The following is a 24061-nucleotide window of genomic DNA, read 5'->3' as shown; positions in this document are numbered from 1 at the left end:
GTAAGCATCATGGCGCTGACGACGGATTTTGCGGGTGTCGATCGAGATACTGGAGCCGCCGAGACGAAGACTGACTATTCGCGTTACCGCATCGTGCCCGCGAGGCACCCTGGACGTACGGCGGGCACGATCTTTGCCGCGCTTGTCATTGCGATCGTCCTCTATTCCACCTTTACGAATCCGCGCTGGGGCTGGGGTGTCTTCGCCGAGTGGTTCTTCGCGGAGCCGGTGCTGGTTGGCCTTGGCAGGACGTTGCTGCTGACAGCGCTTGCGGCGGTGTCGGGTTCTATCCTCGGAACGGTCTTGGCGCTGGCGCGCGTATCAAAGTCGCCGCTGCTTGCGAGCCTCTCCTGGGGCTATATCTGGCTTTTGCGTTCGATCCCGATGATCGTGCTGCTGCTGGTTCTTAACAATCTCGGCTATCTCTATGAAACCATTAGCATCGGTGTCCCGTTCACCGACAAGGTTCTGTTCGATTATCCGACCACACAGCTGCTGACGCCGTTTGCCGCGGCCTTTCTCGGACTGACGCTAAACCAATCCGCTTTCTTTGCTGAAATCGTGCGTGGCGGCATTCTGTCGGTCGATCAAGGTCAGTTGGAAGCGGCTGCATCCCTCGGCCTGTCTCGCCGCCGCCAGGCGTTCCGCATCGTCCTGCCGCAGGCGATGCGCTCCATCCTGCCCACTGGCTTCAACGAGATCATCGGCCTCGCCAAGAGCACTTCCATGGTCTATGTGCTCGCCCTGCCGGAACTCTTCTACACGGTGCAGGTCATCTATCGCCGCAATCTGGAAGTCATTCCGCTCCTGATGGTGGCGACCGTCTGGTATCTCGTCATCATGACGGTGCTGTCGATCGCACAGCATTATATCGAGCGCTATTTCTCCAAGGGTGCGGTGCGCAATCCGACGCCCTTGCCATTCCAGGCATTCTTCCGCCGCTTCCAGCGGCCGCTGCCTACTGCGGCGGCAGACACCCGATCGGACACCGCGACACTCGCCACTTTTCGCAGCGTGACGGATCTTCGTGCCAAGGGTGGTGCTGTGCGCATCCACGGCATTTCGAAGAGCTTCGGCACGCTGAAGGTCCTGGACGATATCGAGCTCAACCTGCCGGCCGGCAGCGTCACAGCCATTATCGGCCCGTCGGGCTCAGGAAAATCGACGCTGCTGCGCGCCATCAATCATCTGGAACGCGTCGATAGCGGCTTCATTTCCGTCGACGGCGAGCTTGTCGGTTACACACAGAAGGGCGAGGTGCTCTACGAGCTCAAGGAAAAGGACATTCTGAAGCGCCGGACCGACATCGGTATGGTCTTTCAAAACTTTAACTTGTTCCCGCATCTCACTGTTTTAGAAAACATTATCGAGGCACCGATCCAGGTGCGCGGGGTGAGTCGCGACGAAGCGACTGTCTTTGCGCAGGAGCTTCTCGCCCGCGTGGGTCTCAGCGACAAGATCGAGGCCTATCCCCGCCAGCTCTCCGGTGGCCAGCAGCAGCGTGTCGCCATCGCTCGCGCGCTGGCACTGCGGCCGAAGGTTCTTCTCTTCGATGAGCCAACCTCCGCACTCGATCCTGAGCTCGTCGGCGAAGTGCTCGATGTGATCAAGGAGCTTGCCCGCACCGGCACGACGCTCGTCATCGTCACCCACGAGATTGGCTTTGCCCGCGAGGTCGCCGATAGCATCGTCTTTATGGAGGGCGGCCACGTTATCGAAGCCGGCTCGCCAACGCAGATCCTCAACGATGCGAGACATCCGCGTACGCGCGCTTTTCTCGCCAAGGTTCTCTAGCAGTCGCAGGTAGGCATTTGACGCTCTGACGCAACGGGCGTCCTGATCATTGTAACCACAATAACAACTTAGAATTGAAAAAGGAGAAGGGAAATGGCATTCATTGAGAGAGCAAAATATATCGTTGCCGGCGTGCTGACGGTGGCAGCGATGAGTGGGACGCCGACGATTGCGGCCGAAAAGTTCAACCTGAGCCCGGATACCTCCAATCGCGTTCGCGCCCAGAAGGACGAGGCAGCGATCAAGGCGATTGCGCCGGGCTTCAAGTTCGTCAATCCCGGCAAGTTCACGGTCGCAATCAACCCATGGGATCCGCCGATCGCCACCTATGCGACCGACGCCAAGACTGTCGTAGGCGCTGATCCAGATATCGCGCAACTGCTTGCAGACTCCCTCGGCCTGCAGCTCGAGCTGGTGCCGGTCGCCTGGGAGGATTGGCCGCTCGGCGTCTCCTCCGGGAAATATGATGCCGTCATTTCCAACGTGACGGTCACGGAAGAGCGCAAGCTGAAGTTCGATTTCTCGACCTATCGCAGGGACGTGCTCGGCTTCTACGTGAAGGCCGACAGCAAGATCACCTCGATCAAGGAGCCGAAGGATGTCGCAGGTCTCAAGGTGATCACCGGCGCTGGCACCAATCAGGAGAAGATTATTCTCGAATGGGACCGGCAGAATGTGGCAGCCGGCCTGAAGCCTATCGAGGTGCAGTATTACGACGACCGCGCCGCCGCCGATCTGGCCTTGCAGTCCGGCCGTGCCGATGTCGAGTTCAATCCGAATGCGACACAGGCCTATAAGGCCGCCATCAACGGCACTAGGAAGCTTGTGGGAACCGTCTCGGGCGGTTGGCCGCTGACGGCCGAAATCGCCGTGACGACGAAAAAAGGCGCTGGCCTTGCCGATGCCGTCACGCTCGCGCTCAACGATCTGATCAAGAACGGCAAGTATGGCGAAGTGCTGAAGCGCTGGAGCCTCACTGCCGAAGCGGTCGATCAATCCAAGACCAACCCTGCGGGCCTGCCGAAGAGCGGCTCGTAATGTTGGTCGGGCGGACCGGCGTCAGTGGGGCTCACGCCGGTCCGCTCCCATCCATCTCAAATGGAGAGACAGGTTCCGTGACTATCCGCACTACGTTCAAAACTATGATGGCAGCCGCCATGGCGCTTACCTTGACCGGTCTTACTCCGGCAATGGCAGCCGAAGATTTCGATCTGAGCCCGGAACAGCCGGGACGTCTTCACGCGGCGAAAAACGAAGCGGCGATTGCCGCTATCCCAAAGGATTTCAAGTTCGTCACACCAGGCACATTCACCGTGGCGGTCGCGCCAGGCGGCCCGCCGCTGGCGACCTACGCGACGGATGCCAAGACTGTCGTCGGTGCCGATCCCGATTATGCCTATGCCGTCGCCGATGCGCTCGGACTGAAGCTCGAGCTTGTCCCGGTCGCCTGGATTGACTGGCCGCTTGGGCTGACCTCAGGCAAATATGATGCCGTCATCTCCAACGTCGGTGTCACCGAGCAGCGCAAGGAGAAGTTCGATTTCTCCACCTATCGACAGGGCCTGCACGGTTTCTTCGTCAAGAACGACAGCAAGATCGGGTCGATCAAGGAACCGAAGGATGCTGCCGGGCTGCGCATCATCGTCGGGGCCGGCACGAACCAGGAGCGCATCCTGCTGAAATGGAGCGATTATGATGTCAAAGCCGGTCTGAAGCCGATCGAGCTGCAATATTACGACGACGAGGCGGCGAGCCTTCTGGCCCTCCGCTCGGGGCGCGCCGATGTCATCGTGCAGCCGCACGCCCAGCTGGTCTACATCGCCGCTCGCGACAAGAACATCAAGCGCGTGGGCACACTGAGCGCCGGCTGGCCGGATCGTTCCGATGTTGCGATCACCACGCGCAAGGGCAGCGGTCTCGCGGCGGCGCTCACCATCGCAACGAATGGACTGATCAAGGATGGCACCTATGCCAAGATTCTCGACCATTGGCATCTTGCCGAAGAAGCCTTGCCGAAATCGGAAACCAATCCGCCGGGCCTGCCGAAATTTTGAGGAGACAACATGAGCCGCCAAGCCCCCTCGATCAGCCATATCGGCTTTCTCACGCCTGGCAATTATCCGGATGAGGACCCGCTCGCCGGCCTGGAACAAACCCTGCAATTGCTCGAATACGGAGAGCAGAGGGGTTTCAACAGCGCCTGGGTTCGCCAGCGCCATTTGGAACCCGGCATTTCCTCGGCGAGCGCCTTCCTCGCTGCGGCGACGCAGCGCACGCGATATATCGAGCTAGGCACCGCGGTCATTCCCATCGGCTATGAGAGCCCGTATCGGTTGGCCGAGGATCTGGCGACAGTGGATGTGCTGTCGCGCGGACGGTTGAATATCGGCTTGAGCGCCGGGCGGCCGCTGCATGCGGATCTGATCGGGCCGCTTGCCTTCGACGGCGATTGGGAGAGCCACGATTTCTCCCATCAGAGGGTGCTGCGCTTTGCCGACAATCTGAGGGGCGCCTATCTCGGCAATCAGGATACGGTCATCAAGACGCCGTTCGGCCCGCAGCGTCCGCGGCTTCAGCCCTATGCGAAGGGTCTGATCGATCGCATCTGGTATGGCGGCGGCTCATTGCGGTCTGCCGAATGGGCTGGCCGCAACGGCTTCAATCTGCTGATCGGCAATGTCACCACGGGGGAGCAGACAGACGATTTCTTCGTAGCGCAATCGCGCCAGCTGGAAACCTATCGCGCGTCTGGAGGCGATACGAGGCGGGTGGCGCTCGGCCGGGTCATCGTGCCTTTCGACAGCGCAGATGCGACTACCCGCAAACGCTACACCGACTATGCGGCTGGCCGCTATGAGCGCACGCTTTCGCCTCAGGGCGAACGACGCACGCTTTTCGCCCGTGATATCGTCGGCTCATCGGATGAGATACTGGAGCGCCTGCGCAAAGATCCGATCCTGCCCCATGTGAGCGAATTCCGGCTGGAGCTGCCCTACGAATTTCATGATGAGGAATATCGGCAGATCATCCATGACTTCGTGACGCTGATCGCTCCGGAGCTTGGCTGGAAGGAGACCGCGCTTCTGCGTCGATCCGCATCCTGAGGGCCGCGACCGTCCCACATCCGCAATGTTGGATCGACGGGTTCTACGCCCGTCCGATCCGGTTCGCTTCTGTCTTGAAGAGCTCGGGCTACAGCCTCGGTCAGCAGGAGAGAGAGGTCGCGGCGTCCGTTCCTTCGAGAATTCGCTCAGCAAGAAGCAGCGCTTCCTCCCGAGACCCAACGATTTCCATTCTTATGCCGAATGCCTTCGTTGCAAGGCTCGTCTGCAGCTGCATGGCGGCACGCTTGATTGCGCTTGCCTCAATGCCGATGACTGCCTTGCAAACGGCAGCAAGCGCCGTCTTGTTCTTCTTCAGCCAAATGCCGCGGGCCTTGCGATCCTCGTGCTCTTCGGTGTGTTCGTCGCCTTCCATGATCACGACGAAAGGCATCGAGAGAGCGAGCAGGGCGTCCATCTCCCGCTCCCATTGTTTCGAATAACCTGGCTGGATAGCCACAGCGGATTGGCGCACGATCGGCCAAAGGGAAACGTCGTGAAAGGTGAAGTTGGTTGTATCGATTGTCATATCGGTCTCCTCAGGCGATCTTATCGGTCACGGCGGCAAACAGCATCTCGGCGCCGTGTTGCGACGAGGCGATGGCGTAAGCCGCTCGCTCGCGCATATCGGTCTCGTAGTCCAGCAGGGCTGTGCAGGTGGTCTTAGTCTCCTTTCCGGCTTCGGCCAGGATCTGCGCCAGCATGCGGGCATCTTCGAGAGCCGTATTGGCGCCGAGGCCACCGGCAGGGCTCATCGCGTGGATTGCATCGCCCAGAAGCGTGATGGCACCGAACGGCCAAAGGGCGTCGGGGCGCCCGCTTCTGACGGGAAGCGCTGCTACCGCTTCGGCCTTGCTCCGGCTGATGATCCGCTTCAATTCAGGATGCCAGCCGCGCATGGTGGTTCTGAGCAAGACAGGCAGATCCTGGGTATGGTCGTATGTTTCCAGTCCCAGCCTTTGGCGGGGGCCGATCAGTGCCCAGTAGAGGTAATCGGCGACCGGCGTCAGCTTGCAATCGGGCGCGAGACTGGCGGCAAGGTTCGGGAAGTGATCGCCGAACCGCATGAGATCAAAGATCGCCGTGCACCCATCGGCAAAGATCACGGTCGTTCCGTCTCCAAGCAGATCAGCGGCATCGCTCAGCGGTATTTCGCTCTTGCCGTAGACACAAATGGAGCCCGTGTCCACCGGTTCGGCATAGGGTGCCAACTGGCGTCGCACCTGCGAGTTCACACCATCGGCACCGACGAGTAGGCTGCAGGAAACCGAGGCGGCACCTTCAAAATGCACCTCGACACGCCCGTCATCCATGCGGCGATACCGCGTAAGGGCATGGCCGAAATGAACGTGATCCTCAATCCCCGACAACAGGATTTCGCGAAGGGTGAGGCGATTGACACTCAGATCGCCGTCGTCATCATTTTCGCCGGTATCCCAGCTCATCGGCGTGCGGCCGGTAACGGGCAGAAGCTGAGGGGTCAGGAAGCACGCGGATCGAGGGCTCGTCGAGGCGGTCGCTCGAAAGAGGTCGAATTGAGTCTTTGGAAGGCAGGCTTCCAGCGCCTGTTGTCCATTCTGATCGATCCGGATGCGATAGCCCTGCAAGCGGCTATCAACTGCCGGATCGCGCTCGTAGACATCAAAACGGATGCCGGCGCGCTTCAATCCCTGGGCAAGGCACAGGCCTCCAAGGCCTGCGCCGATGATGACGACATGAAAGTCCTGCATAGGCCTTCTATTCCGTTCACTATTCGACTTCGATTTTGTCAGGGAAGAATAGCGTGCCACGACCGGGACGTGGTAACGACATTCGGACTATAAATGTTGCGAAACGGTCAAACAGAACATGGGCATCGAAGATATTGGCGAGCGTCTCGACGGGCCACCGCTCATCGCCTTCTGGGGATCGGATGAACCGGGCAGCGCTTTCCGCTTAGGCACTCAGGAATATGATTGGCACGCGCATGGCCGCGGGCAGCTTTTCTGTATCGAAAGCGGACTCGTCCGTGTCGATACGCCAGACGGCTCCTGGCTCTTGCCGCCGCAGCGTGCGGGCTGGATTCCGCCGGGTGTCATGCACAAAGCGGGGATCAACGGCGTGCTGAGCGGCTGGGGTATCCTGCTGACACCGGACGCCAGCGCCGGATTGCCATCGACACCCTGCGTCCTGAGCGTGAGCGAGGTTTTGCGGGCATTGGTGCGTCGCGCGGCGACATGGCACTGGGAGGAAGAGCTCTCACCGCAGCAGCGTCGTCTGGCAGCCGTTTTGCTGGACGAGGTTCGGGCCGCACCGCGCGAAAGCCTGCATTTGCCTATGCCGGCGGACCGGCGCGCTTTGCGCATCGCGGAAGCCGTACTGCGGGAACCGGCCAGCGAGGAGACCCTTCATGCGCTGGCGCTGCGGGTGGGAGTATCCGAGCGATCGGCCAGGCGTCTTTTCAACGCCGAAACGGGCATGTCCTTCGCCCATTGGCGGCAGCAGGCGCGCTTGCTGCTTGCGCTTGAATATTTGAGTGCGGGCAAGCCGATCGCCGAGGTAGCGGACAGCCTGGGATATGCAAGCGCCAGCAGCTTCATCGCCATGTTTCGGAAAGCACTCGGCCTGTCACCGCGTCGCTATCTCTCCGTTCGGAAAACTTGATTCGCGCTTGAACGACAATAGAAAAAGGCGCCGACTTGTCGATCGGCGCCCATAGATGCCTAGGCGGCTACTCGGCGAGGCCGAAGCGCGAGCAGGCGCAGCGCATTCATGGTCACCAGTACGGTTGCGCCGGTATCGGCGAGGATCGCCGGCCAAAGTCCGGTGATGCCGACGATCGTGGTGACCAGGAACACGCCCTTCAGGCCGAGCGCGATGGTGATGTTCTGGCCGATATTGCTCATCGTCCGCTTGGAAAGATCGATCATCTCGATGACATCTCCGACGCGGCCATGCAGCACGGCGGCATCCGCCGTCTCCAGCGCAACGTCGGTGCCGCCACCCATGGCAATCCCGACATCGGCTGCTGCGAGTGCAGGCGCGTCGTTGATGCCGTCGCCAACTTTAGCGACGTGAAAGCCTTGCCGCTTCAGATCGCCGACGATCCGCTGCTTGTCTTCGGGCAGCAATTGCGCGCGAACCTCTATGCCGAGCGTCTTGCCGATCGCCTCAGCCGTGCGCTGATTGTCGCCCGTCAGCATGATCGTCTTGATGCCCGCATCGGCGAGAGCCTTGAGGCCTGCTGCCGTATCGGCGCGCGGTTCGTCGCGCATGGCGAGCAGGCCGGCTGCCGCACCCTTGGCAACGATGATGGAAACCGTCTTTCCTTCATCGTTGAGTGCGGCGATCCGGGCAGAGTGCTCCGAGGTCAATGAAGCGCGGTCGGCGGCGGCCTGCGGCGATCCGAGGAACACGTCCAAACCATCGACCGTACCGCTGACACCCTTGCCGCCGATGGCCTTGGCGTCGATGACCTGGGGGATATCCGTTCCGGCTTCAGCCGCGCGGTCGAGGATGGCGCGGGCGAGCGGGTGGCTGGAGCCGGTTTCGAGCGCGGCTGCCAGCCGCAGCACGTCCGTATCGCTCATGCCGAGGCCGACGATATCGGTGACCTTGGGCTTGCCTTCGGTCAGCGTGCCGGTCTTGTCGAAGGCAATAGCGGTGACCTTGCCGATGTTCTCAAGCACGGCGCCACCCTTCAGCAACAGGCCGCGGCGAGCGCCTGAAGACAGTGACGCCGCGATTGCCGCCGGCGTCGAAATGACGAGGGCGCAGGGGCAGCCGATCAGCAAGATCGCTAGGCCTTTATAGACCCACTCGCTCCAGCTGCCGCCCAGGAACAAAGGCGGGATGATGGCGACGAGCGCGCCAACAACGACGACCCCAGGCGTGTAGTAGCGAGAGAAGCGATCGATGAAACGCTCCGTCGGAGCCTTCGATTCCTGTGCTTCCTCAACGAGTTTGACGACGCGGGCGATGGTATTGTCGGATGCTGCCGCGGTCACGCGGACGCGCAAGGCGGCATCACCATTGACGGTACCCGCAAAGACGGTTGCATCCACGCCCTTGCGCACAGGCGTGCTTTCGCCTGTGACCGGCGCCTCGTCGATAGCGCTTTCGCCGGAAAGAATTACGCCGTCGGCCGGAATACGGTCGCCCGGGCGAACCAGGATGATGGCACCGACGGCAAGGCTTTCGGCTTGCACTTCGCGGGCCTTGCCATTCTCTTCAAGGAGAGCGGTCTTAGGCACCAGATCGGTCAGAGACTGAATGCTGGCGCGCGCCTTGCTGGCAGCGACACCTTCCAGCAATTCACCGATCAGGAAGAGGAAGACGACGGCAGCGGCTTCTTCGCTGGCACCGATGATGACGGCGCCGATGGCCGCGATCGTCATCAGCATCTCGATCGAGAACGGTGTTCCCATCCTTGCGGCCATGAAGGCGCGCCAAGCGATCGGCACTAAGCCGACAAGCATGGCGGCAGTGAAGATCCACATATCCCAGGCCGGTATCAGCTTGCCGGCACCCCAGGCGGCGGCGAGTGCCACGCCGCTTGCGATCGTCAGGCGACCCTTGGCGGATTCCCACCATGGCCCCGTGGTCGGTCCTTGATCGTGACCGTGAAGACCGGCGATCGAGACATCATGCTCATCCGAAGCGTGGCTGTGACCGGCATGATCATGTCGATGCCCGGCGACGCCTTGCTCATGTTTTCCGTGATCATGCCACGCATGGTCGTGGCGATCAGACGTGTGCGTATGATGATCGTGTCCGCAGCCGCAGGCATGGTCGCTCTCCTCCACCTTTGGTGCGGCAGTATTGCTTTGCGGCAGCGGGAAAACTTTGTAGCCCAGTCCCGTGACCCGCTTCGCGATGTTGGGCAGCAAGTCCGGATCGCTCTGATGCTTGACCGTCATGGTGCCTGCGGTGACCGATACGGAAACATCCTCGACACCCTGCAGCCGGCGAACGGCTGTGTCGATTTTCGCAGCGCATGAAGCGCAATCCATGCCCTCTACGCGATAGCGGCTGTGTTGTGTCGTCGATGTCATGTTTCGGTTCCAGATTTTCTACTGGAACCATCGGTACATCCTCTAGCAACTAGAGGGACAAGAGCAATTCTGCGAATTTTTGCGCAATCATTCGCAGACGCTGCAATCGGTCTAGTCATATACCGTGAAGCCGCCCAGCTCCCTGCGGCGGCTGCTTACGGCATGGCGCAGGGAGACCTATAGTAGTTTCAGCAGGACCTTGCCGGTCTTGCCGGGCGCCAGCGAGGATTTCACAGCTTCCGCGATCTCCGCGATGTCATAGGCTGCTTCCACCGGCAGCTTGACCTCGCCTGAGGCGACGCGTGTGATCAATTCGCTGATCAGCCGCCGCCGCTCTTCCGCCGGCATGGCGGCGCTGACCTTGATGCCCCAGAAGCCCTTGATCGTGAGCTGCTTGAAGATGACGGCCCTAGAAGCGATCTGCATCGGCTTGCCGGCAGCGGTGCCGAAGGAAACCAACAGGCCGTTTTCGCCCAGCAGGTCTGCCAGGTCATTGCTCGCAACACCACCGACGGAATCGACTGCCGCGCGGATCGGTGCATCGCCGACCATGGCGCGCACCTTCGCCTTCCAATCTGGCGCGGCGGTCGAGACGGCATTGCCGATGCCGAATGCAGATAGTTCATCGATACCGCCGTCGCGCCGAACGAGATTGATCATGTGTATGCCGCGGCTGTGTGCCAGCATGGCCAGGGTCTTGCCGACAGCACCATTCGCTGCATTCTGGATGATCCAGTCGCCGCGCTCGACATTGAGGGATTCCAGAAGCGAAATGGCGCTGAACGGCATGGCGATCAGTTGTGCTGCGGCTTCGTCGGAGATCACGTCCGGTACCGGAACGAGGCTTGCCGCAGGTGCCGTGAATTGCTCTGCCCAGGTGCCATGGACGCCGGCTGCAACGACCCGTTTGCCGATCAGTGTCTTGTCGACACCTGCTCCCACGGCATCGACGAAGCCAACCGCTTCGCTGCCGCCGATGGCAGGCAAAACCGGCTTGTAGCCATAGGCGCCGCGCACGGTCCAGAGGTCGTGATTGTGGATGGGGGAGAGAATGGTGCGAATGCGCACGTCTCCTGCGGCGGGCTCCGGCATGGGCATGTCGGCCAGATAAAGGACCGCAGCCGGATCGCCGAAGACATCGTGGATGGCACTGCGCATTGTATTTTCCTTGCGTGTTGACATGCTGGTCCTGCTTTGGATCAAAGGCTGCCGGGGGCCGAAAGGGCTTGTTCGGTGGCAAGCATGGCCTGGTCGAGCGGTGTCCTGTCTTTTCCGAGCTTGGCGAGGATCGCTGCCCCGAGCCAAAGGCTATAGAGCGAACGAGCCGTCTTTTCCGGGATGCAGGATGGTGAAATCGAACCGTCCTCGCGCCCCTCGGTGATTGTTTTGGTGAGGCGGCGAATGAGATCCTCGACACCGCCGAGCAGGATCACGCGCATGTTGTCTGAGAGATCGGAGATCTCGGCAGCAAGCTTTACCACCAGGCACCGATCGGCGAGGCTGGTATTGCCATCGGAAAGCCAGGCATCCCAATAGTGCATCAGGCGTTGGCGGCCATTGCCCTTCCAGCCGAAGAGCGCGTCGAGCCGCTCGGCATAATCGGAGCAATATTGCTTTAGCAGGGCGCAGCCGAAGGCCTCCTTGGATGCGAAATAATAATAGAATGAGCCTTTCGGCACGGCGCTCTGTTCGAGCAGCTCCTTCAGGCCTACGCCTCCGAAACCCTTGCGCAGCACCAGTTCCCGCCCGATTGCGAGAATATGGCTCCGAGTCAGCTCTGATTTCTTCTTCGTCATCATGAGCGGTCCGTAACAAATAATCGACCGGTCGTCTATAAACCCGATGTTGTTCGCGGTCAGATCAGTGCGAGGGCCGCAAGCGAGAGGATCAAAGCCGGAAACATCACGAGAGCGCCGATCCTCAGGAAAGCCAGTGCTCCCATGTGGAGCCCTTCGCGGCGAAGAGCGGCAAGCCAGAGGATGGTGGCGAGCGACCCGGTGACGGAGAGGTTGGGTCCAAGATCGACGCCGATCAGCACCGCGCCGGCAATGGAATCAGGAACATGGGCGGCCTGCACGGCGCTACCGGCGAAAAGACCGGCCGGCAGATTGTTGACGAGGTTGGAGACGATGGCAACGGAAAGCCCGGCAGCCCCGACCGCCTGTGTCTGCGACTGAGCCGCCAGAAGTGCCAGCTTTTCAGAGAGAAGAGCGGTGAGGCCCGTGTGATTAACTGCCTCGACGATCACGAAAAGGCCCGCAACCAGAGGTATCACGCTCCAGCTTATGCCACGAACCGTTTCCAGCGGATTTTGCCGGGTGAGGGCGAGAACGATGACGGTCGTAAGCAGGCCCGCGACAAATGTCGGGATGCCGAGATCGAAATTCATCGCCGACGCCGCGATCAGAATGAGGGCGGTGACCACGAGACCCCATCCTGCCAGCTTGGCGCTGTGGGAAAGGGCGGGTTGTCCGACATCGCGGGCGATCGTGTCTTCCGCCAATGCATGCCGCTGCGTCCAATAGAGGCAGGCGAAGGTGACGATGATCGAGACGATTGATGGCAGCAGGAAGGTCTGCATCCAGCGCGACAGGGGTGGCATCTCCCCGCCGGCGAAGATGACCAGATTGGCCGGATTGGAGATCGGCAGCACGAAGCTCGCGGCATTGGCGATGAAGGCGCAGACCAGCAGATATGGCATGGGGTCCTTCACACGCGCCGCACGGCAGGCTGCGTAAACGGCCGGCGTAAGCACAACGGCGGTTGCGTCGTTCGACAGGAATACCGTCACGACCACGCCGACGACATAGACGAGCACGAACAGCCGGCGGGGAGAGCCCCTGGCATGCGAAGTGGCGATCGCCGCCACCCAATCGAAGAGCCCTTCGCGCCGTGCGAGCTCCGACAACAGCATCATGCCGATCAGGAAGAGATAGACATCAAACCCTTTGGAAATGCCTGTCCATACATCGCTTGGGCCGATGAGCCGCAGCGTAACGAGAAGTGCTGCGCCGAGCACCGCCCAGATCGCTTCCGGCCATCGGAATGGGCGTGTGACAACACCGAGGGCCGTCAGGCCGGCGATGCTCCAGGTTATGGCGGATTCGGTCATTCAGCTCGTCTTGGATTTGAGGTCGGAGCGGCTATGTAGCATCCCTGCCGAGCCGCGCAAACCGTAACCACGCCATGTTTCGATAGAATCCGGCATGATGGACCGCTCTAAGAGAGCGCTATGCCTTCCTTGCTATATCGTCATGCGATTTGTCAGCTCGCTCGACAAGGACGGAACATTCCGCATGGCGGATGACATATTCGACCGTCGAACCGAAGATGCGATCGATAATATCGGAGGTATGCGTCGCAAGAATGATCAGGTCGGCCTTCTTCTCCTTGGCGACGGTCAGCAGCGTCTTCGATGCCGTGCCCATGCGTACGTCGACGGAGGCGGTAATGCCGAGACGCCTGCACAGAGCATCGAGCTTTTCCTCAGCCTCCGTGATCACCGAAACAGCCCAATCGTCCGGGCTTTCGCGTCCGGAGGGAAAACGCTCGATAACATGCGCGACGGTCAATTCGCCGCCTGGAGATAAAAGTGCCTGAGACGTCCGCAACAGGCGTTCGGCGCGCTCGCGCGAGCCCAGCCCAATTGCGCAAATGATCTTGTCGTACATTGCATTCTCCCAAAACGTCCCGGCCGGAAGCAGTTCTTCGGCCTCGCTTGCAATCTTTCCGGTTAAACTTGCCCGGACAAGCAAACGCGTACCCAGCACATCGATAATGAGAGCATCCGTCAAGTCTCGTTGCCGGCATGATGCAAACCATACATATCTGTGGGCCCTCGGCCGATGACTGCTCGTCTCGCAGTCGGCGCAGTCCTTTCGAGCAGGTGATTCGCCAGCCTGGCGTGAAGTTTAGCGCAATAGAGGTCAAATGGTCGCGGTTTTCATCTCCGATCGCATAGCGAGCGGCCGTGGATTCGCGCTTCCCGAAATAGACGTCAGAATCGGGAAAATTGCTGCATTGCAAACAGTTTAGCCGCCGGACGATGGAGTGCCGCTATCGCAACAATCTAGAAATATCATGGGCTTCTGCGTCAATCTGACATGGCTGTGGCGAAGCCCTGCGACATCCTGCACGCTTTTGCGCAGTGCACAAATTATCTTAGAACCATGTCGCGAACAGCTTGCCATGAGATCAACCCATCGGCGAGACGGGTGCTGCTATTCTTGTCGCTGACAAGAGGCAGAAAGCCAGTCATATTGGGGCTCCGATATCGTCGATTGCGGCAAGTGCGTTCTGGGTTCGACGAAAGATTGATGGTCTGCAATGCAGTTCATTCGATCTTTATTGGTCCGCGAACCCTCCTCGATGACACTGACTGGAAAGGACGGGCTCACGTGACAGCCTCCTCCGCCACCGATGGAATGTTGGAAAGACGCAAGGTTGCGAACCCTGCGTCGCAGAGTTCGATTAACGACAAGGCGGCGAGTGAGCCGATGGCCGCAAAGTGTCCTGGCCTCCGCCTTGCATCGGTGCTGCTCTGCCTGTCTTCTCTCGGATGGATCGGTCAGGCGGCGATGCTTGCTGTAGGTGTCGGCGCGATCAGCGATGGTGGCGGTGTCGGCGAGGTCGCGGTTCCGGCCGCCGTAGTTGCGGGTATCGGCGTCCTGCGGGCCTGTCTGGATGCGGCGGGCGGGCGGCGCGCATTTGTCGCTGCGCGCCGGGAACTGAGCGCGCAGCGTGCGGCGGCAACTGCAGCTCTTGCGGCATGTTCCCCCCTCGACAGCGGCAGGCCGGCCTCCGGTTTGGCGGCAAGTGTGCTGGGCGAGCAGGCGGAAGCGGTCGTTCCTTATCTCGCGCGCTTCCGTCCGATCCGCATGAGAGCAAGCCTGGTGCCGCTGGTCATGCTCCTCTGTATCCTGCCGATTTCCTGGCTGGCGGCGCTGATCCTCACGCTTTGCGCGCCGCTCATTCCGATTTTCATGGCGTTGATCGGCTGGCGCGCCAAGGCCGCCAGCGAGAGGCAGCTCGCCGAAACCGGCGGCATCAATGCCTTCCTGCTCGATCGTCTTCGCGGCCTCGCGACCATTCGCGCGCTCGATGCCGTCGACCTCACGGCCGGGCGCCTGCGCGCCGATGCGGACTCATTGCGGCTGCGTACCATGGCTGTGTTGAGGATCGCATTTCTGTCTTCGGCGGTGCTCGAATTCTTCGCCGCGCTCGGCGTTGCTGCGACGGCCGTTTATGTCGGCTTCAGCCTTTTGGGTTCGATTGAAATCGGGACCTGGAATGGTCGTCTCACATTGACACAGGGCTTCTTCATTCTGCTGCTCGCGCCTGCGTTCTTCGAGCCGTTGCGGGAGCTGTCAGCCGTTTGGCACGATCGCGCCAATGGCGAGGCAGCACTTTCGGCATTGAAAGAGCTGGCACCATCGCGCCAAACCATTCTCGGCGGCGCCAAATTGCAATCGTCCACGCCAACAAGCCAAGCCTCCGTCGAGATCGAAGCGCTGGTCTTCCGCCATACGCCGGGACGAGACGCCGCAATCGATCATTTCGATCTCTCCATCGGGGCCGGGGAGCATGTGGCGCTCTGGGGTGCCAGCGGCTCGGGCAAGACCACACTTCTGTCGCTGATTGCTGGCCTTGCGCGACACGAAGGCGGCGTCATCAGGATCGGCGGCATCCCGCTGCGTGACGATACCGCAGATGCATTGCGGCATCGAATGGCGTGGATCGGGCAATCGCCTCATATCTTTGCGGGCAGCGTCATGCGCAATATTGCCTTGGGGCGCGGTGGTATCGATGCTCCCGCCGTTGCTTCGGCTCTGGAAAGTGCGGCTCTCGATCGGGTCTTTACCTCGGAGCGGATAGCTGCGGTCGGCGAGGGAGGGCTCGGTCTTTCCGGCGGCGAGGCGCTGAGGCTGATGCTTGCGCGGATGATGGTTGATGAGCGAGCCGATATCATCCTGGCGGACGAGCCGACAGCCCATCTTGACGCGCGGACTGCGGCCGCAGTCACGGATACCCTGCTCGCGCTCGCCAAGAGCCGCATCCTGATCGTCGCCACACACGATCCCGTGCTTGCCGCGCGAATGGATCGCATCGTCCGGCTCGATGAGCGGGCGCGGAGGGTAACGGCATGAGGACGTCCCTCAAGATCCTCCTGCCGTTGGTCAAGCTGTTCTGGGTCGAGCGTGGCGCGCGCCTCGCTCTCGGCGCCGGCTTGTCCGCGCTGGCCATGCTTGCCGGCGGTGGGTTGCTTGGGTTGTCCGGCTGGTTCATCACCGCGTCGGCCTTTGCCGGCTTGACGGTCGCGAGTGCCGCGGTTTTCGACGTGTTTATGCCGTCAGCCGGCATACGCCTGCTCGCCATCGGCCGGACGGCTGCCCGATACGGCGAGCGGCTTGTCACGCATGATGCGACCCTCAGGGTTCTTGCCGCCTTGCGCGAGAGGTTGTTTCGCGGCTGGGCGGAGCCTTCCGCGGCCGCGGTCATGATCCGCCGGCCGGCAAAGCTGCTGTTCCGCCTGACGAATGATGTCGATGCGCTCGATTCCCTCTATCTGCGCGTGCTTGTGCCGGCCGTTGTCGCCATTCTTGCCGCTATTGCGGTAACGATAGCGCTCTGTTTCATCGGTCCATCGTTCGGCGCCATGGCGGGGCTTTGGCTTGTCGCGCTCTGTCTTGGTCTTTCTATTGTCGCGGCGCGTCTGGCGCTGAAGCCAGGGCGTCGCCGCGCCCACGCGATGGAAGCGTTGCGTGCTCGGGTTGTCGATCTTGTCGCCGGTCAGACCGATCTGGCGATGGCTGGACAGCTGCAGGCACAACAGGCGGCGATCGTCGAAGCGGATCAGCGATTGGCGAAGGCTGACAGCGCCTTGAATAGGATCGACAGTGGCGTCGCAGTCGGCTTTTCACTTGGCTCGACATTCCTATTGACGATGACACTGCTTGTGGTTGCCCTCTTTGCCAAGCAGGGCGCGATTGGTGCGCCTGCCGCAGCCTTCGCGCTGCTCAGCGCCTTCGCTGCCACGGAACCTTTTGCGGCTCTTAGACGAGGGGCGCTCGAACTCGGACGAACCCTGCTGGCTGCAAGGCGCATCGCGCCTCGATTGAGCCCGGCCGCCGCTCCCATGCTGCGGGTTGAACCGGTTGCCGGCTACGCCTTTCAGCTCATCGCCGCCGCCGCCGGACACGAGGGTGCTCTCCGCCCGGTCCTGAACGATCTGTCTCTGTCGCTGCCGGTCGGCGAGCGGCTGGCGGTCGTGGGTGAAAGCGGCGTCGGCAAGTCGACATTGCTGGCCCTGCTGGCAGGCGAGATCGCTGCGACGAGCGGCGCGGTGGCTTGTCAAGCTGCTTCGACGCTAACGCAGCACAGCGACGTGTTTCGAGACACGGTGCGAGGCAACCTGAAGCTAGCAGCGCCTCATGCGAACGACGAACGGCTGCGCGATGCTCTCGCAACCGCCGGCTTGCTCGACGACATCGACGCACTCCCTCATGGCCTTTCCACGCGCCTCGGCGAAGGCGGCAGCGGCCTCTCCGGCGGCCAGCTTCGCCGGCTGGCGCTCGCAAGGCTCCTGTTGCGCGATACGCCGCTCTGGCTTCTCGATGAGCCGACGGAAGGCCTCGATGCCGCAACGGCCCGTGCCGTGCTTGCTCGGCTGGCCTCGGTGGCCGATGGGCACAGTCTCGTCATTGCTACACATATTCGTCGTGAGGCTGCCTTGGCGGATCGGATCGTCGCTCTGGACGACGGCCGCATCGTCGCCATGGCTGTGCGCGGCACACCGGAATTCGAAATGCTTCTCGATCGGCTGCGGCCGGACTGAGGGGCAACCAACATGCCCGCGGCGTGTCGAATGACGCCGCATTCCTGTCAGACACACCGTAGGGGGTGGGAGAAAGACTATGGAACTCGATATCGTGGCGCTGTCGCGCCTGCAGTTCGCCATGACGGCGCTGTATCACTTTCTGTTCGTGCCATTGACGCTCGGCCTTTCCGTGCTGCTGGCCATTATGGAGACGACCTATGTCATGACCGGCCGCCAGATCTGGCGGCAAATGACGAAGTTCTGGGGGACGCTCTTCGGCATCAACTTCGTGCTCGGCGTTGCAACCGGCATCGTGATGGAATTCCAGTTCGGCATGAACTGGAGCTACTACAGCTATTATGTCGGCGATATTTTTGGCGCGCCGCTGGCGATCGAAGGATTGATGGCCTTCTTCCTGGAGGCGACTTTCGTCGGTCTGTTCTTTTTCGGCTGGGACAAGCTGTCGAAGGTTGGCCACCTGGTCGCGACCTGGGCGGTGGCGCTGGGATCGAACTTCTCGGCGCTGTGGATCCTGATTGCCAATGGCTGGATGCAGAACCCGGCTGGCTCGGCGCTCAACCCGCAGACCATGCGCATGGAGATCGTCAGTTTCTTCGATGTCGTCTTCAATCCGGTGGCGCAGGCGAAGTTCGTGCACACCGTCTCGGCCGGCTATGTCTGCGCCTCGGTCTTCGTGCTTGGTGTCTCGGCCTGGTATCTCCTGAAGGGCCGCAGCGTCGAGCTCGCGAAGCGTTCGATGACGGTTGCCGCATCCTTCGGCCTGGCTTCGGCGCTTTCGGTCGTCGTGCTTGGCGATGAAAGCGGCTATCTGACGACCGAACATCAGAAGATGAAGCTCGCGGCAATCGAAGCCATGTGGAAGACCGAACCGGCGCCGGCCGCCTTCACCGCTTTCGGCTTCCCAGATCAGGAGGCCCGCGAGACCCATTATGCCATTCACATTCCCTGGGCCATGGGCCTGATCGGGACGCGGTCGCTGACGACGGAAATCCCTGGCATTGACAAGCTCGAGGAACAGGCCAAGGACCATATTCGGGAGGGTATCAAGGCTTATGACGCGCTGATGAAGATCCGCGCAGCCAAGCCGGCAACGCCCGGCGAAGTCTCGCAGGATGTTGCCACTGCGCGCACCTCCTTCGAGGATATCGGCCACGAGCTCGGTTATGCTCTGCTGCTCAAGCGCTATGTCGACGATCCTCGCCAGGCGACGGAGGAGCAGATTGCGCAAGCGGCTCGCGACACCATTCCGAATGTGCCGACGCTCTTCTGGTCATTCCGCATCATGGTCGGCCTTGGAATGTTCTTCATCCTGCTGATGACGGTCTTCTTCTTGCTCTCGGCTCGCCGGAAACTGGATCGCTATCCGCTGCTGCTGAGGATCGCGGTCTTCGCCATTCCGCTGCCCTGGGTCGCCATCGAACTTGGCTGGGTCGTTGCGGAATTCGGCCGTCAGCCATGGATCATCGAAGGCGTGCTGCCAACGGCTGCGGCCGTCTCCAATCTTGGTGCCGGCACCGTGCTTCTCACCATTCTCGGCTTTGCCGCGCTCTACACCGTCCTCATCGTCATCGAGATGACGCTGATGATCAAGGCGATCCGCAATGGCCCCGAAGCGGATGACGAGCCGGAGGCCAAGCTGATTTCCGAAAACCTCGTTCCGGCTGCGGAGTGACCTGCCATGATCCTGCATGAATTGATCGATTATGAGACCCTGCGCATCATCTGGTGGCTGCTTCTCGGCGTGCTTTTGATCGGTTTTGCCGTCACCGACGGCTTCGACCTCGGCGTCGGCACGCTCCTTCCCTTCGTCGCAAAGACGGATACGGAGCGACGCATCGCCATCAATTCGATCGGCGCAACCTGGGAGGGAAATCAGGTCTGGCTGATCCTCGGCGGCGGCGCCATTTTCGCCGCCTGGCCACCGCTTTACGCCGTGTCCTTCTCCGGCTTCTACCTCGCCATGTTCGCCATCCTGTTGGCGCTGATCCTGCGGCCGGTTGCGTTCAAATACCGCTCCAAGCGCGATAGCGCCGGCTGGAAGGCGGGCTGGGACTGGGCCTTGTTCGTTGGCGGTTTCGTTCCATCGCTGATCTTCGGCGTAGCGGTCGGTAACGTGCTGCAGGGCGTGCCGTTCCGGTTCGACGACGATATGCGCATCTTCTACGAAGGCTCCTTCTTCGCGCTTCTGAATCCATATGCACTCCTCTGTGGTCTGCTGTCGGTTGCCATGCTCGTGATGCACGGCGCCGCCTGGCTTCTCGTGAAGACAGATGGAGTTGTCGCCGAACGCGCGCGTCGCTTCGGCACGGTGGCGGCTCTGATCGTGATCGTGCTCTTCGCGCTCGGCGGCCTGTTCCTTTGGATGGGTATAGACGGCTATCGCATCGCTAGTACAATCGATGTCGAAGGCCCATCCAATCCGCTTCTGAAGACAGTCGAACACAGCGCGGGCGCATGGCTTGCCAATTATGGCAGCCATCCATGGATGATGATCGCGCCGGCTCTTGGTTTCCTGGGCGCAGCAGCGGCCTTGCTTGCCATGCTCGGGCGGCGTGAAGTGACCGTGCTGCTGTTCAGCAAGCTTGCCATCTTCGGCATCATCTCGACGGTCGGATTGTCGATGTTTCCCTTCATCTTGCCGTCCTCACTTGATCCGCGCTCCAGCCTCACGGTCTGGGACGCTTCGTCCAGTCATCTGACGCTCTTCATCATGCTCGTCGTCGCCGTCATCTTTCTGCCGATCGTGCTTGCCTACACCGCATGGGTTTATCGCGTGCTGTGGGGCAAGGTTGACGAGGCGACGGTGAACGATAAGGGCGGCCACGCCTACTGATCTGCAAGGAGATTTCGCATGTGGTACTTTGCCTGGCTTCTCGGCTTCCCTCTTGCTGCAGCATTCGCTGTCCTCAACGCCATGTGGTACGAACTGGTGGATGATCAAGCGAAAGCGAAAGCCGCGCTCACTCAGGAAAAATGAGCGAGCGTCCCATCCTTGATGGAACTTTGCCATATGATCGGCACGCCGGACCAAAACCGGCGTGCCGCGCTCGCAAGAGCGAATGGCGATAACCGGAATATAGGTTCCTGGGTTTATGACTGCCGAGTTGGTCAAACAGTTTTGTCGTGCCGTCAATTACGGGAGTATCGGCTGGTTCAAGGCATTCATGGCTCGAAAATATTGGGATATTTGGTTTTCTTAGAGATGAAAAATGGGGTAGATAGCTCCACATAGCGTGAATTGTATGCAATGATATGCCATCAATGCCGGCCGGGAGTTTCAGCTCAGGTCTGGTCTCGTGCGGAGCATGAAATGAAAGACTGGCATCCCGATCTCAGCCGCTCCTCCAGCCCCCGCTACATTGCCATAGCCGACTTGATCGAGATGGATTTGCGCAGCGGCGTTCTTGCCGCCGGGGACAGGTTGCCGCCGCAACGCGCGCTTGCCAAGCGTCTCAGCATCGATTTTACGACCGTTGCGCGCGGCTATGTCGAGGCGCAGAAGCGTGGGCTTGTGGATTCCCATGTCGGACGCGGGACGTTCGTGACTGGCAGGCAGGAGAGGGAGCGCCGAAGTTTTGCTCTCGACGCCGCTTCCGATCCGCGTCGTGCCTCCGCGATCGATTTTTCGATGAATCTCCCGCCGGAACCTAGCGATCCGGATCTTCTGGCCCGCATGCAGGAGGGCATGTCAGCCGTAGCGGTCGATCTTATTCCCTTGCTGCGGTATCAGGGATTTGGCGGCCTGGCTGTGGACAAGGAGGCCGCCGCAATCTGGCTCAGCCGCCGGGGTCTCACCCCGACACAGGAGCGCATCTTCATAACACCCGGCGCGCACCCGGCCTTGCTGGCGATCTTTGGCCTCTTGGCCAAACCAGGCGAAACCGTTCTTTCGGAAAATATCACCTATCCCGGCATGCGTTCGATTGCGGCGCAGCTCCGGCTCAATCTCTCGGGCCTGGCGATGGATGACGAAGGTGTCTTGCCGGAAGCTTTTGAAGACAGCTGCGAGCGCCTGCGACCGAAGGCGCTTTACCTCAACCCGACACTGCAAAATCCGACGACGCTGACGATTCCGCAGGCGCGGCGCGAAGCGATTGCCGCAATTGCCCGCAAATATCGTGTGCCGATCATCGAGGACGATGCCTATGGCTTCATTCCGCTGGATGCACCAGCGCCGATGGCTGCAATCGCCCCGGATCTGACCTGGCATATCGGTGGATTGGCGAAGTGCATCGGTGCGGGGTTGCGCCTGGCCTTCGTCGTGGCGCCGGATACCCGGTCGATATGGCCCTTCGTGAGTGCGATGCGAAGCAACAATGTCATGGCGTCGCCGCTCAACATGGCGCTTGCGACGCGCTGGATCGAAGATGGCACTGCCGATGGTATTCTGCGTTTCATTCGTACGGAGGCCGCCGCTCGCCAGGAGATGGTCGCTGACACATTGCCATCAGGCAGCTATCGGGCTGACCCCATCAGCTTTAACATCTGGCTGCCGCTGGGTAACGGCTGGACGCGTGCCACCTTCGGCAGCCATATGCGCAATGCAGGTATCGGCGTTGTCGCAAGCGACGCATTCACGGTAGACGGCGTGGCACCTGAGGCCGTGCGCGTTTGTCTCGGTGGCCCAATAGGCCGCGAGGCCTTGAAGGGTGCCTTGAGTTTCATGGCGCATGCGCTACAGGGACCGCCGGAATTGGCCGCCTCCTTCTTCTAGTCTTCTGGCGCAACATCGCTATTGATGGGAGCGGCGCAGGCTCCTTACCGAGCCTATTCTCTTCATTTGCCGAAATTGCCACTGCGTCATTCTGCCGAATGGACGTATAGAATGCATTCATTATATTTAGAATGAATGCATGCAATCTGATTATTGATTGCCTTCCCTTGGAAGATTGATTCAGGAGTGATGCTGTCATGGATGCCGATTATCCCCCACTGAGCCCGCTGCAGACCGGCCTTCGTTGTCGCTGCCCGCGTTGCGGGCAAGGGCGCTTATTCGATGGATTCTTGACCCTTCGCAAGCAGTGCGAAGCGTGTGGTCTCGACTATTCCTTCGCAGATCCCGCCGATGGGCCGGCTTTCTTTGTCATCTGCTTTGCATGCATCCCAAGCGTCCTTCTCGGTGTCTGGCTGGAGGTGGCGTTCTCGGCGCCAGTGTGGGTGCAGTTTCTGGTGACTGGCCCCTTCATGCTGGCGACCTGCATTCCGCCATTGCGACCGTTGAAGGGATGGCTGATTGCGAGTCAGTACTTCTACAAGGCCGAGGAAGGCAAGCTTGTTCGTCTGCCGCAGGCGGACGGGCCTCACGCAACAAGTTGAGGCCTGCTGTCGCTAGAGAACCAGAGCAAAGTTTGCCACGGATGGCTACGAGACGATCAGAAAAGGATCGCCAAACCGACGTTCTCGGACTGACTTTCTCGGCGTGGCATGGCGCGACCCTTTTCGTCGCCCGTGTTTCCGAAGCCTCCGGATATTAAATTGGACGAAGATGGATGTTGCTTAATTTCAATTTCCCTGTCCACTTGACGGATATCCTACAAGTCAATAAGTTGCACGCCATGTCCCGAGGAGCTTGGCGTTTCATGGTGGGAAAAGTCATTCAGCCTTTGACGCGCGCACCGTTGCTGCATGTCTCCGTGCAGGAGAGTTTGCGCAGTTATATTGCCGATAACGGTCTCGAGGCGGGCACGATGCTGCCCGCGGAGGGCGAGCTCGCGGCGCAATTGGGTGTCAGCCGCAATTCTCTGCGCGAAGGCATCAAGGCGCTGGAATCTCTCGGTGTACTGGAGACGCGCCGCGGCATCGGCATATTCGTCAAGGCATTCTCCTTCGCGCCGCTGCTCGACAATCTCGCCTACGGGCTCGGCGATGCGCTGCGGCACATGGAGGAGGTGCTGGAAATTCGCCGCACGCTCGAGGTGGGCCTGATCGGCAAGACGCTCGACATGATCGGGCCGCAGGATCTGGCGGAGCTGCGTGCCACGACCGACCGTATGCGCGCTCACGCCGAACGCGGCGAACCTTTTGCCGAAGACGATCAGCTCTTTCATCGCCTGCTTTTTCGCTGCCAGGGCAACGAGACCTTCGTTCGGCTGATCGATGTCTTCTGGCTCGCCTTCTACAAGGCGTCCCGCTTCTTCGATCTGGACGATGTCGATCCCATGGCCACCTGGCGTGACCATGAGGCAATCGTCGATGCGCTGGAATCCAGAAATCTCAAGGAGGTGCGCATGCGCCTCGACCGTCATTACGAGGGAATTTCGCAGGTGATCGCCAACAACAAGAAGAAGTAGCGATCG

Annotated in this window: 20 protein-coding genes; 13 read left to right on the top strand and 7 right to left on the bottom strand. The window is 60.7% G+C overall.

Annotation, left to right across the window (positions count from 1 at the left end; genetic code table 11):
* Nucleotides 1-9: 9 nt before the first annotated feature.
* The 4 genes from FBZ97_RS35040 to FBZ97_RS07820 all read left to right on the top strand — a co-directional run bounded on the left by FBZ97_RS35040 (nt 10) and on the right by FBZ97_RS07820 (nt 4898).
* A complete protein-coding gene (locus FBZ97_RS35040) occupies nt 10-1794 on the top strand; it encodes an amino acid ABC transporter permease/ATP-binding protein (protein WP_145318022.1) in 1785 nt (594 codons plus the stop codon).
* A gap of 93 nt (nt 1795-1887) precedes the next feature.
* Nucleotides 1888-2832 (top strand): ABC transporter substrate-binding protein, encoded by a 945-nt coding sequence (locus FBZ97_RS07830; protein ID WP_113353722.1) that lies wholly within the window; start codon nt 1888-1890, stop codon nt 2830-2832.
* Between the two features lie 104 nt (nt 2833-2936).
* Entirely contained in the window at nt 2937-3848 is a 912-nt protein-coding gene (locus FBZ97_RS07825) for an ABC transporter substrate-binding protein (RefSeq protein ID WP_145319977.1), read from the top strand.
* Nucleotides 3849-3857: 9 nt separating this feature from the next.
* Nucleotides 3858-4898: an LLM class flavin-dependent oxidoreductase gene (locus FBZ97_RS07820; RefSeq protein ID WP_145318019.1), complete on the top strand. Its 1041-nt coding sequence runs from the start codon at nt 3858-3860 to the stop codon at nt 4896-4898.
* A gap of 100 nt (nt 4899-4998) precedes the next feature.
* Here FBZ97_RS07820 and FBZ97_RS07815 read toward each other — a convergent pair whose 3' ends face one another.
* Nucleotides 4999-5424, bottom strand: coding sequence for a hypothetical protein (locus FBZ97_RS07815; RefSeq protein ID WP_145318015.1), 426 nt, complete (start codon nt 5422-5424; stop codon nt 4999-5001).
* A 10-nt stretch (nt 5425-5434) separates the two neighbouring features.
* Nucleotides 5435-6625: an NAD(P)/FAD-dependent oxidoreductase gene (locus FBZ97_RS07810; protein ID WP_145318012.1), complete on the bottom strand. Its 1191-nt coding sequence runs from the start codon at nt 6623-6625 to the stop codon at nt 5435-5437.
* A gap of 118 nt (nt 6626-6743) precedes the next feature.
* Between FBZ97_RS07810 and FBZ97_RS07805 the strand changes: the two genes are divergently transcribed.
* Nucleotides 6744-7538, top strand: a complete 795-nt coding sequence (locus FBZ97_RS07805; RefSeq protein WP_145318009.1) for a helix-turn-helix transcriptional regulator — start codon at nt 6744-6746, stop codon at nt 7536-7538.
* A gap of 59 nt (nt 7539-7597) precedes the next feature.
* Here FBZ97_RS07805 and FBZ97_RS07800 read toward each other — a convergent pair whose 3' ends face one another.
* The 5 genes from FBZ97_RS07800 to FBZ97_RS07780 form a co-directional block, all read right to left on the bottom strand.
* Nucleotides 7598-9928: a heavy metal translocating P-type ATPase gene (locus FBZ97_RS07800; RefSeq protein ID WP_145318006.1), complete on the bottom strand. Its 2331-nt coding sequence runs from the start codon at nt 9926-9928 to the stop codon at nt 7598-7600.
* 177 nt (nt 9929-10105) lie between these two features.
* Nucleotides 10106-11086 carry a zinc-binding dehydrogenase gene (locus FBZ97_RS07795; protein WP_113353729.1) on the bottom strand — a complete coding sequence of 327 codons (981 nt, stop codon included), beginning with the start codon at nt 11084-11086 and terminating at the stop codon, nt 10106-10108.
* Between the two features lie 41 nt (nt 11087-11127).
* Nucleotides 11128-11727: a TetR/AcrR family transcriptional regulator gene (locus FBZ97_RS07790; RefSeq protein WP_113332378.1), complete on the bottom strand. Its 600-nt coding sequence runs from the start codon at nt 11725-11727 to the stop codon at nt 11128-11130.
* 56 nt (nt 11728-11783) lie between these two features.
* A complete protein-coding gene (locus tag FBZ97_RS07785) occupies nt 11784-13040 on the bottom strand; it encodes an arsenic transporter (protein ID WP_113353730.1) in 1257 nt (418 codons plus the stop codon).
* Between the two features lie 118 nt (nt 13041-13158).
* Nucleotides 13159-13599: a universal stress protein gene (locus FBZ97_RS07780; RefSeq protein WP_113353735.1), complete on the bottom strand. Its 441-nt coding sequence runs from the start codon at nt 13597-13599 to the stop codon at nt 13159-13161.
* Between the two features lie 726 nt (nt 13600-14325).
* On the opposite strand from FBZ97_RS07780, the gene cydD reads away from it, so the two are divergent.
* The 8 genes from cydD (at nt 14326) to FBZ97_RS07740 (ending at nt 24055) form a co-directional block, all read left to right on the top strand.
* On the top strand, nt 14326-16074 hold the full coding sequence (gene cydD, locus FBZ97_RS07775) for a thiol reductant ABC exporter subunit CydD (protein WP_246661712.1): 1749 nt from the start codon (nt 14326-14328) through the stop codon (nt 16072-16074).
* Complete coding sequence (gene cydC / locus FBZ97_RS07770) at nt 16071-17762, top strand: thiol reductant ABC exporter subunit CydC (protein ID WP_145318003.1); 1692 nt, start codon at nt 16071-16073, stop codon at nt 17760-17762. The genes cydD and cydC overlap by 4 nt, the downstream gene beginning before the upstream one ends.
* Nucleotides 17763-17841: 79 nt before the next feature.
* Complete coding sequence (locus FBZ97_RS07765; RefSeq protein ID WP_145318000.1) at nt 17842-19437, top strand: cytochrome ubiquinol oxidase subunit I; 1596 nt, start codon at nt 17842-17844, stop codon at nt 19435-19437.
* A gap of 6 nt (nt 19438-19443) precedes the next feature.
* Nucleotides 19444-20598: a cytochrome d ubiquinol oxidase subunit II gene (gene cydB / locus FBZ97_RS07760; RefSeq protein ID WP_145317997.1), complete on the top strand. Its 1155-nt coding sequence runs from the start codon at nt 19444-19446 to the stop codon at nt 20596-20598.
* A gap of 18 nt (nt 20599-20616) precedes the next feature.
* Nucleotides 20617-20742: a cytochrome bd-I oxidase subunit CydX gene (gene cydX, locus FBZ97_RS07755; protein ID WP_113390170.1), complete on the top strand. Its 126-nt coding sequence runs from the start codon at nt 20617-20619 to the stop codon at nt 20740-20742.
* A gap of 333 nt (nt 20743-21075) precedes the next feature.
* Nucleotides 21076-22479, top strand: a complete 1404-nt coding sequence (locus FBZ97_RS07750) for a PLP-dependent aminotransferase family protein (RefSeq protein ID WP_145317994.1) — start codon at nt 21076-21078, stop codon at nt 22477-22479.
* Between the two features lie 197 nt (nt 22480-22676).
* On the top strand, nt 22677-23081 hold the full coding sequence (locus FBZ97_RS07745) for a DUF983 domain-containing protein (RefSeq protein WP_113332745.1): 405 nt from the start codon (nt 22677-22679) through the stop codon (nt 23079-23081).
* Between the two features lie 263 nt (nt 23082-23344).
* Nucleotides 23345-24055: a FadR/GntR family transcriptional regulator gene (locus FBZ97_RS07740; RefSeq protein ID WP_113332744.1), complete on the top strand. Its 711-nt coding sequence runs from the start codon at nt 23345-23347 to the stop codon at nt 24053-24055.
* Nucleotides 24056-24061: the final 6 nt, after the last annotated feature.

The organism is Rhizobium sp. ERR 942 (assembly GCF_007828395.1).
In the GTDB taxonomy this organism is placed as follows: domain Bacteria; phylum Pseudomonadota; class Alphaproteobacteria; order Rhizobiales; family Rhizobiaceae; genus Rhizobium; species Rhizobium dioscoreae.
The sequence above is the reverse complement of the archived record's forward strand: the minus strand, read 5'-3'. Positions and strand labels throughout refer to the sequence as shown.

Coding starts and splice junctions, on each gene's coding strand:
- FBZ97_RS35040 (WP_145318022.1), top strand. CDS start 10: ATGGCGCTGACGACGGATTTTGCGGGTGTCGATCGAGATACTGGAGCC.
- FBZ97_RS07800 (WP_145318006.1), bottom strand. CDS start 9,928: ATGACATCGACGACACAACACAGCCGCTATCGCGTAGAGGGCATGGAT.
- FBZ97_RS07785 (WP_113353730.1), bottom strand. CDS start 13,040: ATGACCGAATCCGCCATAACCTGGAGCATCGCCGGCCTGACGGCCCTC.
- FBZ97_RS07825 (WP_145319977.1), top strand. CDS start 2,937: ATGATGGCAGCCGCCATGGCGCTTACCTTGACCGGTCTTACTCCGGCA.
- FBZ97_RS07790 (WP_113332378.1), bottom strand. CDS start 11,727: ATGATGACGAAGAAGAAATCAGAGCTGACTCGGAGCCATATTCTCGCA.
- FBZ97_RS07805 (WP_145318009.1), top strand. CDS start 6,744: ATGGGCATCGAAGATATTGGCGAGCGTCTCGACGGGCCACCGCTCATC.
- FBZ97_RS07795 (WP_113353729.1), bottom strand. CDS start 11,086: ATGCGCAGTGCCATCCACGATGTCTTCGGCGATCCGGCTGCGGTCCTT.
- FBZ97_RS07780 (WP_113353735.1), bottom strand. CDS start 13,599: ATGTACGACAAGATCATTTGCGCAATTGGGCTGGGCTCGCGCGAGCGC.
- FBZ97_RS07830 (WP_113353722.1), top strand. CDS start 1,888: ATGGCATTCATTGAGAGAGCAAAATATATCGTTGCCGGCGTGCTGACG.
- cydC (WP_145318003.1), top strand. CDS start 16,071: ATGAGGACGTCCCTCAAGATCCTCCTGCCGTTGGTCAAGCTGTTCTGG.
- FBZ97_RS07810 (WP_145318012.1), bottom strand. CDS start 6,625: ATGCAGGACTTTCATGTCGTCATCATCGGCGCAGGCCTTGGAGGCCTG.
- cydB (WP_145317997.1), top strand. CDS start 19,444: ATGATCCTGCATGAATTGATCGATTATGAGACCCTGCGCATCATCTGG.
- FBZ97_RS07740 (WP_113332744.1), top strand. CDS start 23,345: ATGGTGGGAAAAGTCATTCAGCCTTTGACGCGCGCACCGTTGCTGCAT.
- FBZ97_RS07765 (WP_145318000.1), top strand. CDS start 17,842: ATGGAACTCGATATCGTGGCGCTGTCGCGCCTGCAGTTCGCCATGACG.
- cydX (WP_113390170.1), top strand. CDS start 20,617: ATGTGGTACTTTGCCTGGCTTCTCGGCTTCCCTCTTGCTGCAGCATTC.
- FBZ97_RS07745 (WP_113332745.1), top strand. CDS start 22,677: ATGGATGCCGATTATCCCCCACTGAGCCCGCTGCAGACCGGCCTTCGT.
- FBZ97_RS07750 (WP_145317994.1), top strand. CDS start 21,076: ATGAAAGACTGGCATCCCGATCTCAGCCGCTCCTCCAGCCCCCGCTAC.
- FBZ97_RS07820 (WP_145318019.1), top strand. CDS start 3,858: ATGAGCCGCCAAGCCCCCTCGATCAGCCATATCGGCTTTCTCACGCCT.
- FBZ97_RS07815 (WP_145318015.1), bottom strand. CDS start 5,424: ATGACAATCGATACAACCAACTTCACCTTTCACGACGTTTCCCTTTGG.